At 60.3% G+C, this 14,813-nt stretch carries 14 protein-coding genes; 7 read left to right on the top strand and 7 right to left on the bottom strand.

The window, feature by feature from the left end:
• The first annotated feature begins 36 nt into the window (after positions 1-36).
• The 5 genes from BMY73_RS28050 (at position 37) to BMY73_RS18605 (ending at position 6,396) form a co-directional block, all read left to right on the top strand.
• Complete coding sequence (locus tag BMY73_RS28050) at positions 37-396, top strand: hypothetical protein (RefSeq protein WP_139214252.1); 360 nt, start codon at positions 37-39, stop codon at positions 394-396.
• 534 nt (positions 397-930) lie between these two features.
• Positions 931-1,950 (top strand): Gfo/Idh/MocA family protein, encoded by a 1,020-nt coding sequence (locus tag BMY73_RS18620; protein WP_092408904.1) that lies wholly within the window; start codon positions 931-933, stop codon positions 1,948-1,950.
• A 437-nt stretch (positions 1,951-2,387) separates the two neighbouring features.
• Positions 2,388-2,792: a TraR/DksA family transcriptional regulator gene (locus BMY73_RS18615; protein WP_062390457.1), complete on the top strand. Its 405-nt coding sequence runs from the start codon at positions 2,388-2,390 to the stop codon at positions 2,790-2,792.
• 193 nt (positions 2,793-2,985) lie between these two features.
• Positions 2,986-4,623 carry a methyl-accepting chemotaxis protein gene (locus tag BMY73_RS18610; protein WP_371914988.1) on the top strand — a complete coding sequence of 546 codons (1,638 nt, stop codon included), beginning with the start codon at positions 2,986-2,988 and terminating at the stop codon, positions 4,621-4,623.
• Between the two features lie 306 nt (positions 4,624-4,929).
• Positions 4,930-6,396, top strand: a complete 1,467-nt coding sequence (locus BMY73_RS18605; protein WP_092408900.1) for a T6SS phospholipase effector Tle1-like catalytic domain-containing protein — start codon at positions 4,930-4,932, stop codon at positions 6,394-6,396.
• A 98-nt stretch (positions 6,397-6,494) separates the two neighbouring features.
• Here BMY73_RS18605 and BMY73_RS18600 read toward each other — a convergent pair whose 3' ends face one another.
• A complete protein-coding gene (locus BMY73_RS18600) occupies positions 6,495-6,737 on the bottom strand; it encodes a DUF2789 domain-containing protein (RefSeq protein ID WP_062390464.1) in 243 nt (80 codons plus the stop codon).
• 339 nt (positions 6,738-7,076) lie between these two features.
• Here BMY73_RS18600 and BMY73_RS18595 point away from each other — a divergent pair, with 339 nt between their 5' ends.
• Positions 7,077-7,544, top strand: coding sequence for a hypothetical protein (locus BMY73_RS18595; RefSeq protein WP_092408898.1), 468 nt, complete (start codon positions 7,077-7,079; stop codon positions 7,542-7,544).
• A 110-nt stretch (positions 7,545-7,654) separates the two neighbouring features.
• On the opposite strand, the gene BMY73_RS18590 is transcribed toward BMY73_RS18595, so the two are convergent.
• Genes BMY73_RS18590 through BMY73_RS18565 form a run of 6 tightly spaced genes read right to left on the bottom strand, consistent with a single transcriptional unit; the run spans position 7,655 to position 13,736 of the window.
• On the bottom strand, positions 7,655-8,023 hold the full coding sequence (locus BMY73_RS18590) for a Na+/H+ antiporter subunit G (protein WP_092408896.1): 369 nt from the start codon (positions 8,021-8,023) through the stop codon (positions 7,655-7,657).
• On the bottom strand, positions 8,020-8,298 hold the full coding sequence (locus BMY73_RS18585) for a K+/H+ antiporter subunit F (RefSeq protein ID WP_062390469.1): 279 nt from the start codon (positions 8,296-8,298) through the stop codon (positions 8,020-8,022). The genes BMY73_RS18590 and BMY73_RS18585 overlap by 4 nt, the downstream gene beginning before the upstream one ends.
• Positions 8,295-8,783 (bottom strand): Na+/H+ antiporter subunit E, encoded by a 489-nt coding sequence (locus tag BMY73_RS18580; protein ID WP_092408894.1) that lies wholly within the window; start codon positions 8,781-8,783, stop codon positions 8,295-8,297. Before BMY73_RS18580 ends, BMY73_RS18585 begins: the two co-directional genes overlap by 4 nt.
• Complete coding sequence (locus BMY73_RS18575; RefSeq protein ID WP_062390473.1) at positions 8,780-10,459, bottom strand: monovalent cation/H+ antiporter subunit D; 1,680 nt, start codon at positions 10,457-10,459, stop codon at positions 8,780-8,782. The genes BMY73_RS18580 and BMY73_RS18575 overlap by 4 nt, the downstream gene beginning before the upstream one ends.
• On the bottom strand, positions 10,456-10,800 hold the full coding sequence (locus tag BMY73_RS18570; RefSeq protein ID WP_062390475.1) for a Na+/H+ antiporter subunit C: 345 nt from the start codon (positions 10,798-10,800) through the stop codon (positions 10,456-10,458). The genes BMY73_RS18575 and BMY73_RS18570 overlap by 4 nt, the downstream gene beginning before the upstream one ends.
• Complete coding sequence (locus BMY73_RS18565; protein WP_092408892.1) at positions 10,800-13,736, bottom strand: monovalent cation/H+ antiporter subunit A; 2,937 nt, start codon at positions 13,734-13,736, stop codon at positions 10,800-10,802. The genes BMY73_RS18570 and BMY73_RS18565 overlap by 1 nt, the downstream gene beginning before the upstream one ends.
• 798 nt (positions 13,737-14,534) lie before the next feature.
• On the opposite strand from BMY73_RS18565, the gene tusA reads away from it, so the two are divergent.
• Positions 14,535-14,789, top strand: coding sequence for a sulfurtransferase TusA (gene tusA / locus BMY73_RS18560; RefSeq protein ID WP_092408890.1), 255 nt, complete (start codon positions 14,535-14,537; stop codon positions 14,787-14,789).
• The last annotated feature ends 24 nt before the right edge of the window (positions 14,790-14,813 follow it).

Below are 14,813 nucleotides of genomic sequence, written 5' to 3'. Positions count from 1 at the left end.
CCAGCTTGAAGGGCGACGGTCGACTGAAGTTGCTGAATGAGTCTGGTCTTGGAGGCGTCGAAAAACATGATGGCGGCTCAGGCAAGTGGAACGGCAGGGTTTTCCGTTCCATGGCCTGAAGAGCGAAAACAATGCTCAGCTGCGTATTCCGTTGGCAGTGCAGTGATCATCACAAAAGTGATATCAAAAAGCTACGAAAAAGTTGTACAGCTCGTCGGTTTTGTACAAGTAACTGTTCATTGGCCTGGATTCTCGCCTGACGTCACGCATCCCTTTTGCGCAGAATCATTCGCCAGCAAGCCAGCTTGTAGGGTGCGCATTTCCACTATTTGGGTGACGCTGACGGTGTGGTTTGTCCTAACGGCCAAACTGTTCCGCCTTCGGCGGGTTACTTGAAGACACCAAGTAACCAAGTGTTGGGCTCCCGGCTTGGCCCTCCTGCGTCGGGTACCCGCACTCCGACGACGCTCCGTGGGCCCGCGCCGAACGGACATCCCTGTCCTGACGGCGCTCTCGCGGCATCCATGCCGCTCGGCGCCACTGCGCGTCGTCTGCGTTTGGCCTGCACCCAAGTCGCGCTTTGTGGTGTCTGGCCTGCTGCGGTATGAAGATCAAAAGCCAGAGCGCGCTTTGCGCTGCTAGATTCAACACCGAAATCGTTGAATAAACATAAAACCGGTGGGAGTCAGCTTGCTGACGAATGCGGTTTGTCATTCACCTTTGATGAAACTGGCTCACTCCCATCGCGAGCAAGCTGATTGTTCCGACGCTCCGCGTGGTAACACATTCAATGACGCTCTGCGTCATCCGGGATGTGGCGCATGCTGGCAGGCGTTGCGACTCTCAAAACCGGACTGACACCACCGGTCCGAGAACCATAGAATCTCCCACCACCGGGGGCTGTTCATCCAGATAAGGATTGGAAGCGTTATGAAAATCGGACTCATCGGCTACGGCAAGGGCGGGCGCTTCTTTCATGCACCGCTGCTCGCCAGCCTGATCGGCGCCAGCTTTGCCGGCGTTGTAACGCGCTCGCCTGAACGTCGCCAGGCGCTGAGCAAGGACTATCCCAAGGTTCCGGCCTTCGACAGCCTGGCTGACATGGTTGCGGCGGGCGTCGACGCGGTAGTGATCTCTACCCCTTTGGCGTCACGACGGGCACTGATCCTGGAGGCCATCGAACAGGGCGTGCCGGTGGTCAGCGACAAACCCTTCGCGCCCGACGCAACACAGGCACAGCAACTGGTCGACGCCGCCGATCGCCGGAACGTGCTGCTGAGTGTTTACCAGAACCGTCGTTGGGATTCGGATTTCCTCACCGTGCGCAAGCTGATCGATCAAGGCGTATTGGGTGACGTCAGGCGCTTTGAGTCCCGCATCGAGCGTTATTCGCCTTCCTCGGTGGGCAAGGAAAGCGGCGGCGGGATCCTGCGTGATCTGGGCAGTCACCTGGTGGATCAGGCGATGCAACTGTTCGGGCCGGTCAAGCGTGTCTATGCCGAGCTTGAATTCGCCACGCCAGCGCAGAACGTCGATCACGGCTTCTTCCTTTCACTGATTCACGCCAGCGGCATGACGTCGCATCTGTGGGGCAACTGCCTGCAAAACGCTCAAGGTCCGCGTTTTCGGGTCAACGGGTCGCAAGGCTGCTATACCGTGGATGGCCTCGACGGCCAGGAAGCAGCGGCACTGGCAGGGTTGTCTCCCGGATCCGAAGGCGAGCGCTGGGGCGTGGAGGAACATCGTCGCTGGGGCTGGTTCGAGCACGGCGAACACCGCGAGCGAGTGCCGTCCGAACGCGGCGACTGGCCGGCGTTTTATCGGCAGTTGCAGGACGCGGTGGTGAATAAAGGGCGTAATCCAGTGGACGCCCGGGATGCCGTGGCGTCGGCGAAGGTGCTGGATGCCGCGAGGATCAGCGCGCTGGAAGGGCGAGTGGTGGTCCTGTAACGGACCGCGCACTGTGTCGGAATTGGGGGCGCCGGCCAGTTGGCGAATCCGACCCTTTTGTTTTATGGGTTTGAACGCAGACGCGCGTGACGGGTCAGACACCGTCGGCGCGTTTTTGTAGGCGCGCGTTGGCCCTGATCAAGGATCATCCGGGGTGCCTGATGCACCGCAGCATTCCTTTTGCGAGCAGGCGCGCGCCGGCGACCGATCGGTGCGGGACTTGCCCGAACCCCGGTTTCGTCCAGTGCCAGCAGGCATTTGAGGGCTTGTTGAGCGATTGCTGATCAATTATGTTGCCGAGTACGAACACCGGCCTTAGACTGCCGCCCCTCGTAAATTGAGTGCCCGATGGCGCTTGGAGACTACGGCGCTTTTTAAACTCGGGCCAAGGCGCTCCCTTGATTCGCCTTAATGCACGTTTTTTTATAGAGAAATCAATGACCAAGGAAAAGTTGCTGGCGATGCCGGCCGATGACTACATGAACGCGGAGCAACACGCTTTCTTCGTCAAGCTGTTGCAAGACATGAAAGTGGAAATCCACGAGCGCATCGAGCAGAGCCGTATCGCTATCGAAAGCCTGGACACTCCGGCTGATCCTGCTGACGCTGCTTCCGTCGAAGAAGAGCGCCACTGGCTGGTCAATGTGATCGACCGCGATCAGCGCATGCTTCCACAGCTGGAAATGGCCCTGACCCGTATCGCCGAAGACACGTTTGGCTGGTGCGATGACAGTGGTGAGCCTATCGGCCTGAAGCGTCTGCTGATCAGCCCGACCACCAAGTACTGCATCGAAGCCCAGGAACGCCACGAACAGATCGACCGCCACCAGCGTCAGGCCTGATCCGGCCGACAGGATGGTCAAGGCCCGACTGCCTGTTTCCAGGCAGTCGGGCTTTTTGTCGCCTGCAGTTTACTGATGCGCCTCAGGTGCACTTTCTTTCGTAAATCCGACCGACTACCACCATCGACTCATGGCGCAAGGCCTCTATGTGGCGTTTAATGCTTTCAAAATAATGATAAGCAGGTTCACGGATATGGCTGCGAATGGACGTTACACCGCGACGCTTCCTCCACAACTGCCAAAGGCGAGCGCTCCGACGTCCGTCAGGGGATCGCGCTGGCTGATGCCGTTGTTGCAGAGCATGGCGTTGTGCCTGGTGCTGGGGGCGATGGCCTGGGGCGGGGTGTCAGTGTATGTCTGCTTGCCGTTGAGCCTGCTGGTCCTGTGGTTGCCACGTCTGTTCGCGGCCCGTGGGGTGCCCGCGCCCGAGGCCGTCCAGGAAGACGCCCTTGGCAAACTGACCCGCGATCTGTCCCGCAGCACCAGCCACAATGCGCTGTCGGCGGCGGCGGTTGCGTATTCGGTCAGGCAACTGGCGGGCAAGCTGCAATCCCAGGTCGATGCTGCCGAGCAGATCGTCAGCAGTGCCGACGTGATGATCGCCACCGAGCGGGCGACCTCTTCGCTCAGTCAGCAAGCCCTCAGCGCCGCCAGCGAAGCGCGGCAGAGCAGCGATGCGGGGCTGAGCGTTCTCAACGCATCCATCACCTTGATGCACCAACTCAGTGAGCGCGCCGACAACAGCCGGCACCTGATCGAAGCACTCAGCCAGCGCAGTGAAGATATCCAGCGGGTGACGGCGGTGATTCAGTCGATCGCCAGCCAGACCAACCTGCTGGCGCTCAACGCCGCGATTGAAGCGGCCAGGGCCGGTGAACATGGTCGCGGGTTTGCCGTGGTCGCCGATGAAGTACGGGGGCTGGCGGGACGTACCGCATCGGCCACCGGCGAGGTCGGGGAAATGGTGGCCGACATTCAGCAACGCACCGCGCAGGTGGTCGAGCAGATCCGCCAGTTGTCCGGCGACCTGAATGGTGGTGTCGAGCAGGTAGAACTGACCGGGCAGCAGCTCGCCAGCATCGCGCGACTGGCTGCGGGTGTGGAGGGGCAGGTCAATGAAATTGCTTTGGGCGCGCAGACCAACCAGGCGCAACTGAGCAGCCTGTTCGTGGCCGTGGAGCAGATGCGCAGTGACCTGGCCATCAGCGACGATCAGACGCGCCAACTGGCCAGGTCGGCGGTGCAAATGGAAGGGCAGGCCGAGACGATCAGTGAACGCCTGGCGGAGGTCGGTCTGGACGATTATCACCAGCGCGTCTATGACCTCGCGCGCGAAGGCGCCAGCCAGATCGCGCAACAGTTCGAGCGCGACCTCGACCAGCGGCGAGTGAGTCTGGAGGACTTGTTCGACCGCGCTTATCAACCCATCGCCAACACGTCTCCGACCAAATACCAGACTCGCTTCGACCGCTATACCGATCAGGTGCTGCCGGCCATTCAAGAGCCGTTGCTGTCGCGTCATGAGGGCCTTGTGTTCGCGATTGCCTGCACACAGCAGGGGTATGTTCCAACCCACAACCAGGCGTTCAGCAAGCCCTTGACCGGTGATGCTGCGGTCGACGCCGTGGCCAACCGGACCAAGCGCAAATTCGAGGACCGTACGGGCATTCGCTGCGGCAGCCATCAGCAACCGGTGCTGCTGCAGACCTATACCCGAGACACCGGCGAACTGATGCACGATCTGTCGGTGCCCATCATGGTCAGAGGCAGGCATTGGGGCGGTCTGCGCCTGGGGTACAGGCCCGAAGGCGGAGCTGTTCAATCCGGTTGATGCAGTGATCACCGTGTGTTGAAAGCGCGGACCCGAATCAGGTCTGCCCATTAATGACGGGTTGTCGTATCTAAAGGTTGTTTATTTACGCGTTGTTTGTTTAGTTTCGCCTTGAAGACGGCGAAGATAATCTCCGAATCAGAGGGATAAATGAGCATAAGTCTTTTAATTGTCTGATAGATGAGTGGGAAGTTTCTGAAGTTCCATTCTCCCCGTTGACGCTGTCAGAGGCGTGAGCATTCTGTGAGTTATAGGTCCGGCTGCAACATGTCCGGATGATCGTCAGCCCTCACAGGTGCTCTGCTTATGAAAGCTTTCCATACACACACAACTTCAAGCTCCGCGGCCAGCGCGTTGAGCGTTACTGTTCGCATTGGCGTGTTCTTCGACGGAACGGGCAATAACCGCGTCAATAGCCAGATTGGCGCCGATTGCCAGGCCATGGCCGAAGTTTATAACAATGCACATATCAAGGAATGCGGGGGTCGGCATTCCGATCCCGGCAGCAGTTATAGCAATGACCTCACCAACATTGCCCGACTGGCCGACTTATATCGGTGTCAGCCCAAAGCCCGGAATGCGGGGGACGGATTGCGGGTTTATCACGCCGTTTATGTCGGAGGCGTGGGTACCACTTCTGGCGGTCGTGATTCCAGAGTGTCGGGTCAGGGTTTTGGGCGAGGTAATACGGGCGTCGTCGCGAAAGTGTATAGAGGCGTCAAAAAGATTGGCGATGTACTCGATACTTTTGAAGCCGACAATCCAGCGTGCGTGATCGCGGCCCTCGAACTGGACCTTTTTGGCTTCAGCCGCGGAGCAGCATCCGCCCGCCATTTCGCCAATGAAGTGCTCAAGGGACCGCGTGGTGCCCTCCAGCCGATCCTCAATACTCGCAAGCTGCCGCTGGCAGCAGATTTTTCCTGGAGCAGCGGTTGTATACGCCTGAAGGTGATCGGGCTTTTCGACACCGTGGCGGCAGTGGGGGGGATTTCCGATCTGGGTAATGTTCGCGATGCCGTCAACACGCGGGTCAATCTGTTTTTGCCGCCGGGGTGTGCGCAGCAAGTCCTGCACCTGGTGGCGGCCGACGAGCATCGACGTAATTTCGCCTTGAACAGTGTGACGCCTGACTGGCCGCGAGAAATCGTGGTACCAGGGAGCCATTCGGATGTCGGCGGCGGTTACCACGCTCAATCGGTGGAGAAGATTGCGCTGAGCCGGCCGCGTCGCAGCCAGGTCAGCGCCAACACGCCGTTCGAAACCACCGATGCCTGGCTGGAAACGCACGCCGAGATGGTCCGCCTGGAGGCGCAGCGATGGATCGATCCGCTGGACGATACGGCATCGATGGGGGTGGAGTGCATCGAACGCGTCGCGCAGCGCGGTTCAGGGACGAAGAGCGTGGTGGCAACCGTGATGTTGGAGCGTCGGGTGTTCGGCCATCTGTCCAGGGTTTACCTGCGGGTGATGCACGCACTGGCGTGCGACGAAGGTGTACCGTTTCAACCTGTCCCAGAGTCGCCGGACCTGAGTCTGCCACCGGAGCTACGGGAGGTGGCGGTTAAACTGATCGCTTATGCGCGCGGGGAAGACGTGTCACTGAGCGACAGCGAGCTGAAGATGCTGTACCAACGATACATTCACTGTTCGGCGCACTGGAACAACACGTTGGGGCGGCGCGGCAGGCTGGTTGAAAGCTTCTTTCTCCACGCTCCGGCAGCCGATGGGAGACTGCGGTTTCCAAATGAAAGTCAGTCGGGGTATCCGCACTAGCCCGGCCCGGTTGTGATCAGGGGTTGTTAGAGGGCATTACCGATTATGTAAGGAAAGATGGCGGCCTGAGTGGCCGCCATCTTTTTCAAGGCCTTCGCTTAGCTGGCTTTGGTCGAATGGAGCAGTTCATTGAGCTCGTCCACGACAGGAGCCCATTCGGCATCTACCCGTAGCTCCTCTTTTAGAAAACGTGCCTGTTGCGGTGTCCAGAAGTCTGCGTCAATGAGCTTCACGTCGTCGGGCAACGAATGGGCACTGACAAACGCGTCGATGCTCGCTTGATCGGAGTCAAGGCCCAACTGTTCGAACAATGTCGCAAGTGTCGGTGGAGTAAGTTCCATAGTGTCTCCCTGGCGGGTCAAAAACCCGGGTTGGCGTGGGCATGGGTGGAGCGTGTGATGCATGTGAGTCCGTTCAGGGTGCAAGAGTTCTAACTGTTTGCCTGAACGATTCAGTACCCTTCGTTCGATGTCCAGGCGACTGGACACAGCCCCCGGCAGGGCGCCCATGTACAAAAATGGTCATATAACGGACGAAAGGCATATATCCCGTATAGACTCTGAGCCGGTAGAATCCACAGCCATGCCAGTCCCCGGCAATCGGGGCGTACCGTTTTTCTCGTATTTTTCTTGCCTGGCCCCGTGGCCGGGCGAGCTCTTATCAGGTTGGGAGTTTGTACATTGGCAGTAAGTAATCTGGATACCCATGCGTTGTTCGTGCTCGGCGATTTGCGCGCGAAGTTGGTGAAGCAGTTCCAGGCACGTTTCGTTTACGTCATCGAGCAGTCCCCTGAAGGCATCTACATGTCTGAAATCGACACCGAAACCGCACTGGTGGTCGATGACAAACCGCGCCTGGAGTTGAAAGTGGGCGATCACTTTCGCGCCGCCGTATTGCCCAGTCGCGAAGGCGGCAAATTCGAGATCAGGTTTCGCGACATCAAGATGACCCTCTACGGTCTGGGCGAGTATGCCTTTGTCGATGTGCCCGAAGGCCACGGTATTGTTTTCAAGGAATCGAACAGCGTGTTCATGGTGTTTGCTGCCCATGAACAGATCCAGCTGGGGTTGAGTAAAGTGCTCAAGTCCGCAACGGCCAAGGCTGCCAAATGGCGCAAGGGCGAACTGGTGTTCAAGGCCAGCGAGTGATCCAGGACGCTCTGTGTCCGCGTTGACGCAGAGCGTCAGTCGCTGCGTTACCGCGCGGAGCGTGGGAACGATCAAAGCCTAAAGCCCAGCCCCCAGGCCCCAGCGCCGTATCACTTCCCTTCACGCCGCCCCTCGGAAACCTCGGGCGGCACATCCCCATCCCCCGCCATACGCTTGCGAAACAACCCCGTCCGGGCCAACAGCAAGGTCGTCACCGGCACCGTAATCGCCAACAGAACCGGAATCAGCCAGGCGTGCAGCACAAGCGTTTCCTTCGTTGCCGAAAAATAGACGATCGACGCCAGCGCCACGCACCACGCACCCAGGGTCGAGGCCAGAGCAGGCGGGTGCATGCGCTGAAAAAAATCTTTCATCCCCAACAGCCCCACCGCACCGACCAGCGCGAACAGACTGCTCAACACCAGCAGTACCGCCGTCAGCACCTCGACCCAGAACGGCAATACGTACAACGAATTCATTCGATCACCTCGCCGCGCAACAGGAACTTCGCCAGGGCGAATGAACCCACGAAACCAAACAACGCGATCAACAGCGCCGCTTCGAAGTAGGTGTCGCTGGCGTAGCGAATCCCCAGGACCAGCATCATCAGCATCGCCAGAATGTAGAGGTAGTCCAGTGCCAGGACGCGATCCTGTGCAGAGGGGCCTTTGAACAGTCGAATCAGGGTCAGCACCATCGCGGCAGTAAACAGGGACAAGCTGAGCAGGATCGCGTGGCTGAGCAGCGGGCTCATTGAAAAATCTCCATCAGCGGACGTTCGTAGGTGGTCTTGAAGTGCTCGATGAACTGCACCTCATCGCCCAGATCGAAGACGTGGAGCAGCAATACGCTGCGATCCAGCGCCAGTTCCGACCACACCGTACCGGGTATCACCGTGCAGATCACCGACAGCGCCGCCAGACCGTGGGCGTCGTGCAGGTCAAGCGGGATCTTGATGAACGCCGAGCGCGGTGATGTGTGGCAAGCACGTAACACGCCCCAGGCCACCTGCAGATTCGACAGCACCACATCTCGTCCGACCAGAAAGAACAAGCTCAATGCCACGGCCGGTTTGCGGATGCGCGCAGGCAGAGGACGAAGGGGGGCGAACATGATCGGGGCCAGTAGCCCCAGCAGCGCGCCGAACAGCAGATGGCCGGCGCTTAGCGACAGGTTAAGCAACAACCACAGTGCCCACAGCGACACTGACAACAGTGGCGCTGGCAACAGACGCTTCATGGCTGCACCTCCGCTGCGGCAGTAGTGGGGCCGGGAATCGGTCTGGCGGCCATGACCGACAGCACATACTGCTGAGGATCGTGCAGCGCCTGAGCCGTGTCCTGGGTGTAGCGCAACAGCGCCTGTGCCTTGAATGTGAGCACGATGCACGCGCAGAGCAGCAAGGTGATCGGGATGCACTCGTTACGACGCAGCGCGGGCGACGGCCGGTCCTGCGCGGTCCAGAAACGCTTGATACCCACCCGGACGAAGGCGAACAGTGACGCCACGCCCGACACGATCAGCAGTACGACCAGCGTCCAGCTGTCCACGCGAATCGCCTCGTCTTTCGCCACGTCCAGACCCAGCGGATTGAGCAGGGCGCTGATCAGCGTGAGTTTGCCCAGGAAGCCCGACAGCGGTGGCATGCCGATGATCAGCAGCGCACACACGATGAAGCTCAGTCCAAGGAAAGCCATCGTCCAGGGAATCACCTGGCCGACGAGGGCTTTTTGTTCGTCATCCAGATTGATACCCGGTACTGGATGCAACGATTCCACGGTTTTCGGCAACTGGTCGGCGTCGTCTTCCAGGGGAATTTCATTGGCCGAGCGTGAACGTTCGATCAGTTCTGCCAGCAGGAATAACGCACTCAGCGCCAGCGTCGAGCTGACCAGGTAGAACAGCGCGCCAGAAGTCAGGCTCGGCTGACCGAAGCCGATGGCCGACAGCAGAATACCCGCTGACACCAGAATGCTCAGGCTCGCCATACGCTCCAGACGCTGGGCGGCGACCACGGAAATCGCCGCCACCGCCAGCGTGGCCATGCCGCCCCAGATCAACCAGTCGCCGCCGAAGAAGGCCGAGTCTCCGGCTTGCCCATTGAACAGCAGCGTCCACAGACGCAGCAGCGTGTAGGCACCGACCTTGGTCATCAGCGCAAACAACGCGGCAACGGGCGCGCTCGCGGCGGAGTAGGCGGGTACGAGCCAGAAATTCAGCGGCCACATGCCGGCCTTGGCCAGAAAAGCCACCGCCAGAATCGCGGCACCTGCGTGCAGAAGCCCGATATCGGCCTGTGAAACCTGTGGGATCTTCACGGCCAGATCAGCCAGGTTCAACGTGCCGGTGACCCCGTAGATCAACGCCGCACCAATCAGGAACAACGACGAGGCCAGCAAATTGATGGTGATGTAATGCAGACCCGCTGACACCCGCGCGCGACCCGAACCGTGGAGCATCAAGCCGTAGGACGCGGCCAGCAGCACCTCGAAGAACACGAACAGGTTGAACAGGTCGGCGGTCAGAAACGCCCCGTACAGCCCCATGAGTTGAATCTGGAACAGCGCATGGAAGCTCGCACCTGCCCGGTCCCAGCGTGCCAGCGCGAACAACAGGGCGCAAAACGCAACGATGCCGGTCAGCACCATCATCAGTGCCGCCAGATGGTCGACCACCAGCACGATGCCAAAGGGCGATTCCCAGTTGCCGGGCAGGTAGACGCCAATCGAGCCGGTGGTGCCGGTCTTCTGCACCCACATCATCAGCGTGATCGAGATCGCCAGACCGAGCGCGGTCGACATCAGGTTGATGCGTGCCTTCAGCGGTCGGTGTTTCTCACCGAGCCAGAGCATCAGCGCGGCGGTCAGCACCGGCAGCAGGATCGGCGCGATGATCAGTTGGTTCATCAGATTCATTCGCTGCTCTCCCGACCGTCGACATGGTCGTTGCCGGTCAGTCCACGGGACGCCAGCAACACCACCAGGAACAGCGCGGTCATCGCAAAGCTGATGACGATCGCAGTCAGCACCAGCGCCTGAGGCAGGGGATCGGTGTAGTTGAGCAGGTCATGCGGCACGCCGTCCTTGATGATCGGTTCCTTGCCGATGAACAGGCTGCCCATGCTGAAGATGAACAGGTTGACGCCGTACGACAGCAGGCACAGGCCCATGACCACCTGAAAAGTCCGTGGACGTAGAATCAGCCACACGCCGGAGGCGGCGAGCACGCCGATGGCAATGGCAATGACTTCTTCCATCAGAGGGCTCCTTGTGTCGAGGTTGAAGGGGCGGGATCAATCGGCTGTGGCAACGCAGTCGGCCGATGGCTACGGACCGACTGGTGCGCCAGCGCCGTCAGAATCAACAAGGTCGAGCCCACCACTACGGCGTACACGCCGATGTCGAAAAACAGCGCGCTCGCGACATGCAGATCCCCCAGCAGCGGCAAATGTACGTGCGCGGTATGCGTGGTCATGAACGGGTAGCCCAGCGCCATCGAACCCAGTCCGGTGACGAGCGCGAAAAACAGGCCGGTGCCCATCCAGCGCAGCGGTCGCAGGCTCATGTTGGCCTCGACCCACTGCGTGCCGGCGACCATGTACTGGAGAATGAACGCGACCGACATCACAAGACCCGCAACGAAGCCGCCCCCCGGTTGGTTGTGGCCGCGCATGAACAGGTACATCGACACCACGAAGGCCACCGGCAGCAGCAAGCGTACCAGCACCGCCGGAACCATCATGAACCCCAGCGCCGTGTCGGTCGCGTGGCGCGGGTTGACCAGGTCGGTGACCACGTCGCGCGCCAGCAGACGTTGTTGAGCAGGCAATGCGATGCTTTCTTTTGGCGGGCGGAAGCGTCGCAGCAGGGCGAACACCGTCAGGGCGACCACGGCCAGCACGGTGATTTCACCAAACGTGTCGAAGCCGCGGAAGTCCACCAGCATCACGTTGACGGCGTTCGTGCCGCCGCCCTGGGCCAGTGCGCGGCTGAGGTAAAACTCTGAAATCGTATTCGGCGTCGGGCGCGTCAGCATCGCGTAGGACAACAGCGCCATGCCACCACCGACACCCACGGCGAGAATGAAATCGCGCACCCGCCGTACCCGTGCACGGTTTCGTGAGCGGCCCGACGGAGCAACGTTCTCATTACGTCGTGGCAGCCAGCGCAGGCCAAGCAGGATCAGCACGGTGGTCACCACTTCGACCGCCAGTTGGGTCAGTGCCAGGTCAGGCGCGGAGAACCAGACGAAGGTTACGCAGGTCATCAACCCGCAGACACCGACCATGGTCACGGCGGCAAGCCGGTGGTACTTGGCCTGCCAGGCCGCACCGAGGGCGCAGGCAATGGCGATCAACCAGAGCATGACGAACACGCCGGAGCCCGGAATTTTCGGCCGATCACCCCAGCTCAGGCCGTTTTCGTACATCGGCACGAAACCAGCGATCAGCGCGACAGACACCATGAGGAACAACTGCGCCTGCAGACGTCGGGTGGTCAGTTGTTCTTCCACGGTGCGTGCCACACGCAGCGTGACGATCAGTACGCGTTCGAACGATCGCTTGCCGTTCAGGCGCCAGATGAGCGGCGGCCCTGCGAAGCGCTCGCGCTTGATCGGTTTGCGCAGCAGCAGATACAGCAAAATGCCTGCGCCCATGGCGACCAGACTCATGATCATGGGTGCGTTCAGGCCATGCCAGATCGCCAGGCTGTATTCGGGCAAGGTGCCGCCCACGACAGGTTGCGCTGCGGCGGCCAGCAACGGGCCAACCGACTGGGCCGGGAAAATACCCACGATCAGGCAGGCCAGCACCAGCAGTTCGACCGGCACCCGCATCCAGCGAGGTGGCTCGTGCGGTGTGTGCGGAAGGTCGGTGGCTTTCGGGCCGAAGAACACATCGACCGTAAAGCGCAGGGAATAGGCCACGCTGAAGGTCCCCGCCACGGTGGCAATCACCGGCAGCGCGCTCTCCACCCAGGCCGTCGAGGTGATGAACACGGTTTCTGCAAAGAACATCTCTTTGGACAGGAATCCGTTGAGCAGCGGCACGCCGGCCATGGCCGCGCTGGCGACCATGGCCAGCGTCGCGGTGTAGGGCATCAGTTTGATCAGGCCGCTGAGTTTGCGGATGTCACGGGTGCCGCTTTCGTGGTCGATGATGCCGGCGGCCATGAACAGCGACGCCTTGAAAGTCGCGTGGTTGAGAATGTGGAACACTGCCGCGACGGCAGCCAGCGGGCTGTTGAGCCCCAGAAGAAGCGTGATCAAACCCAGGTGGCTGAGGGTGGAGTAGGCGAGCAAGCCTTTGAGGTCGGTCTGGAACATGGCCGCGTAGGCACCGATCACCAACGTACAGGCGCCGGCCCCGCTGACGATCCAGAACCATTGTTCACTGCCGGACAACGCAGGCCAGAGCCGTGCCAGCAAGAACACCCCGGCTTTGACCATGGTCGCCGAGTGCAGATACGCCGACACCGGCGTCGGCGCGGCCATGGCGTGGGGCAGCCAGAAATGGAAGGGGAATTGCGCGCTCTTGCTCAGCGCGCCGATGAGGATCAGCGTCAGCAGGACCGGGTACAACGCATGGGCACGAATCGCGTCGCCCGAGGCCAGGACTCGGTCCAGGTCATAGCTGCCGACCACGTGCCCGAGCAGCATGACGCCGACCAACAGGGCGAGTCCGCCAGCGCCCGTCACCATCAACGCCATATAGGCACCACGGCGGGCGTCGGCGCGATGGTGCCAATAGCCAATCAAAAGGAACGAGAAGACGCTGGTCAGCTCCCAGAAAAACACGATCTGGATCAGGTTGCCGGACATGACCAGGCCAAGCATGGCGCCCATGAATGCCAGGAAAAACGAGAAGAACCGCGGCACCGGATCGTCCGGCGACATGTAATAACGCGCGTACAGCGACACCAGCGTCCCGATGCCCAATACCAGCATCGAGAACAGCCAGGCGAACCCGTCCAGGCGCAGCACGAAGTTCAGACCCAGGCTGGGAACCCAGAAAAACTCTTCGCGAATCACGCCGCCGTGGGCGATCTGCGGGTACCAGAGCGCAACCTGAATCGCACCGATCAAGGCAATGAGGCCGGCCAGGATGGATTCACTGTTGCGTGCATTGTGCGGCAAAAGCGCCGCCAGACAGCTGCCGATGAAGGGCAGAAGCAGTAGAACTATCAGGGACATAGGCTTCTAATCTGCGGGAAAAATGTCAAGGATCATACGTGCCGGGTCATGCATCACCAACCGTCAAGATGTCGCAGAATCCTACAAGCTGTGTAGGCAGCAGCGTAGTAGAGCTGTGTGAACCCCGAAGGTTAATGCCCAAATGCAATGCCCATGTGGGAGTGACATTGCTCGCGAAGCGGTTGAATCAGAGGGTGTTGCAGTGGCCGATTCGCGGGCAAGCTCGCTCTTATGATGTGAATTTCCACTATTTGGGGTGACGCTGATGGTTGGGTTTGTCCTAACGTCCAAACTGTTCCGCCTTCGGCGGGTTACTTGAAAGGACCCCAAGTAACCAAGGGTCCTATGCTCCTGGTTGGGCCCGACTTCGTCGGGTACCTTCACTTCGGCGACGCTCCGTGGGCCCGCGCCGAACGGACATCCATGTCCTGACGGCGCTCTCGCGGCATCCATGCCGCTCGGCCCACTGCGCGCCGCCTGCGTTCAGCCTGCACCCAAGTCGCGTTTTGTGGTGTCTGGGCTGCTGCGGTATGAAGATCAAAAGCCAGAACTCGCTTTGCGCTGTGAGCTTCAACACTTCACTCGTTGAATAAACATAACCCCTGTGGGAGTCAGCTTGCTGACGAATGCGGTGTGTCATTCACCCTTGATGTCGCTGACCCACCGCCTTTTCGGAATGCCGCCCAGACCAAGCTCGCTTCCACAGGTCCGTGTCCCCAGAGGGATCGCAATCCATCAGGCGGATTTGGCGCCTCACCGCTTTTAAGCGACAATGCCCGCCAGTTTTTGGAGCGCCTCATGTCTGAATCCATCGAAAGCCTCGCCGTCGACGCCGTCCTCGACGCGACCGGTCTCAATTGCCCGGAACCCGTAATGATGCTGCACCAGAAGGTGCGCGACCTGCCGGCGGGTGGTGTGCTGAAGGTCATCGCCACCGACCCTTCGACCCAGCGGGACATTCCCAAGTTCTGTGTTTTTCTGGACCATGAGCTGGTTGAAAAACAGGCCGCCGATGGCGTGTACCTGTACTGGATCCGCAAGAAACAGGGCTGAGTCGCCTCGTTCCTGGATGCAGCG

This window comes from Pseudomonas sp. NFACC02 (assembly GCF_900110765.1).
GTDB lineage: Bacteria > Pseudomonadota > Gammaproteobacteria > Pseudomonadales > Pseudomonadaceae > Aquipseudomonas.
Note: the sequence above shows the minus strand (reverse complement) of the source record. Positions and strands in the feature narration are given on the sequence as shown.

Coding starts and splice junctions, on each gene's coding strand:
- BMY73_RS18575 (WP_062390473.1), bottom strand. CDS start 10,459: ATGAATCTGATGAACCAACTGATCATCGCGCCGATCCTGCTGCCGGTG.
- BMY73_RS18565 (WP_092408892.1), bottom strand. CDS start 13,736: ATGTCCCTGATAGTTCTACTGCTTCTGCCCTTCATCGGCAGCTGTCTG.
- BMY73_RS18580 (WP_092408894.1), bottom strand. CDS start 8,783: ATGAAGCGTCTGTTGCCAGCGCCACTGTTGTCAGTGTCGCTGTGGGCA.
- BMY73_RS18610 (WP_371914988.1), top strand. CDS start 2,986: ATGGCTGCGAATGGACGTTACACCGCGACGCTTCCTCCACAACTGCCA.
- BMY73_RS18615 (WP_062390457.1), top strand. CDS start 2,388: ATGACCAAGGAAAAGTTGCTGGCGATGCCGGCCGATGACTACATGAAC.
- BMY73_RS28050 (WP_139214252.1), top strand. CDS start 37: ATGAGTCTGGTCTTGGAGGCGTCGAAAAACATGATGGCGGCTCAGGCA.
- BMY73_RS18570 (WP_062390475.1), bottom strand. CDS start 10,800: ATGGAAGAAGTCATTGCCATTGCCATCGGCGTGCTCGCCGCCTCCGGC.
- BMY73_RS18620 (WP_092408904.1), top strand. CDS start 931: ATGAAAATCGGACTCATCGGCTACGGCAAGGGCGGGCGCTTCTTTCAT.
- BMY73_RS18585 (WP_062390469.1), bottom strand. CDS start 8,298: ATGAGCCCGCTGCTCAGCCACGCGATCCTGCTCAGCTTGTCCCTGTTT.
- BMY73_RS18600 (WP_062390464.1), bottom strand. CDS start 6,737: ATGGAACTTACTCCACCGACACTTGCGACATTGTTCGAACAGTTGGGC.
- BMY73_RS18590 (WP_092408896.1), bottom strand. CDS start 8,023: ATGAATTCGTTGTACGTATTGCCGTTCTGGGTCGAGGTGCTGACGGCG.
- tusA (WP_092408890.1), top strand. CDS start 14,535: ATGTCTGAATCCATCGAAAGCCTCGCCGTCGACGCCGTCCTCGACGCG.
- BMY73_RS18605 (WP_092408900.1), top strand. CDS start 4,930: ATGAAAGCTTTCCATACACACACAACTTCAAGCTCCGCGGCCAGCGCG.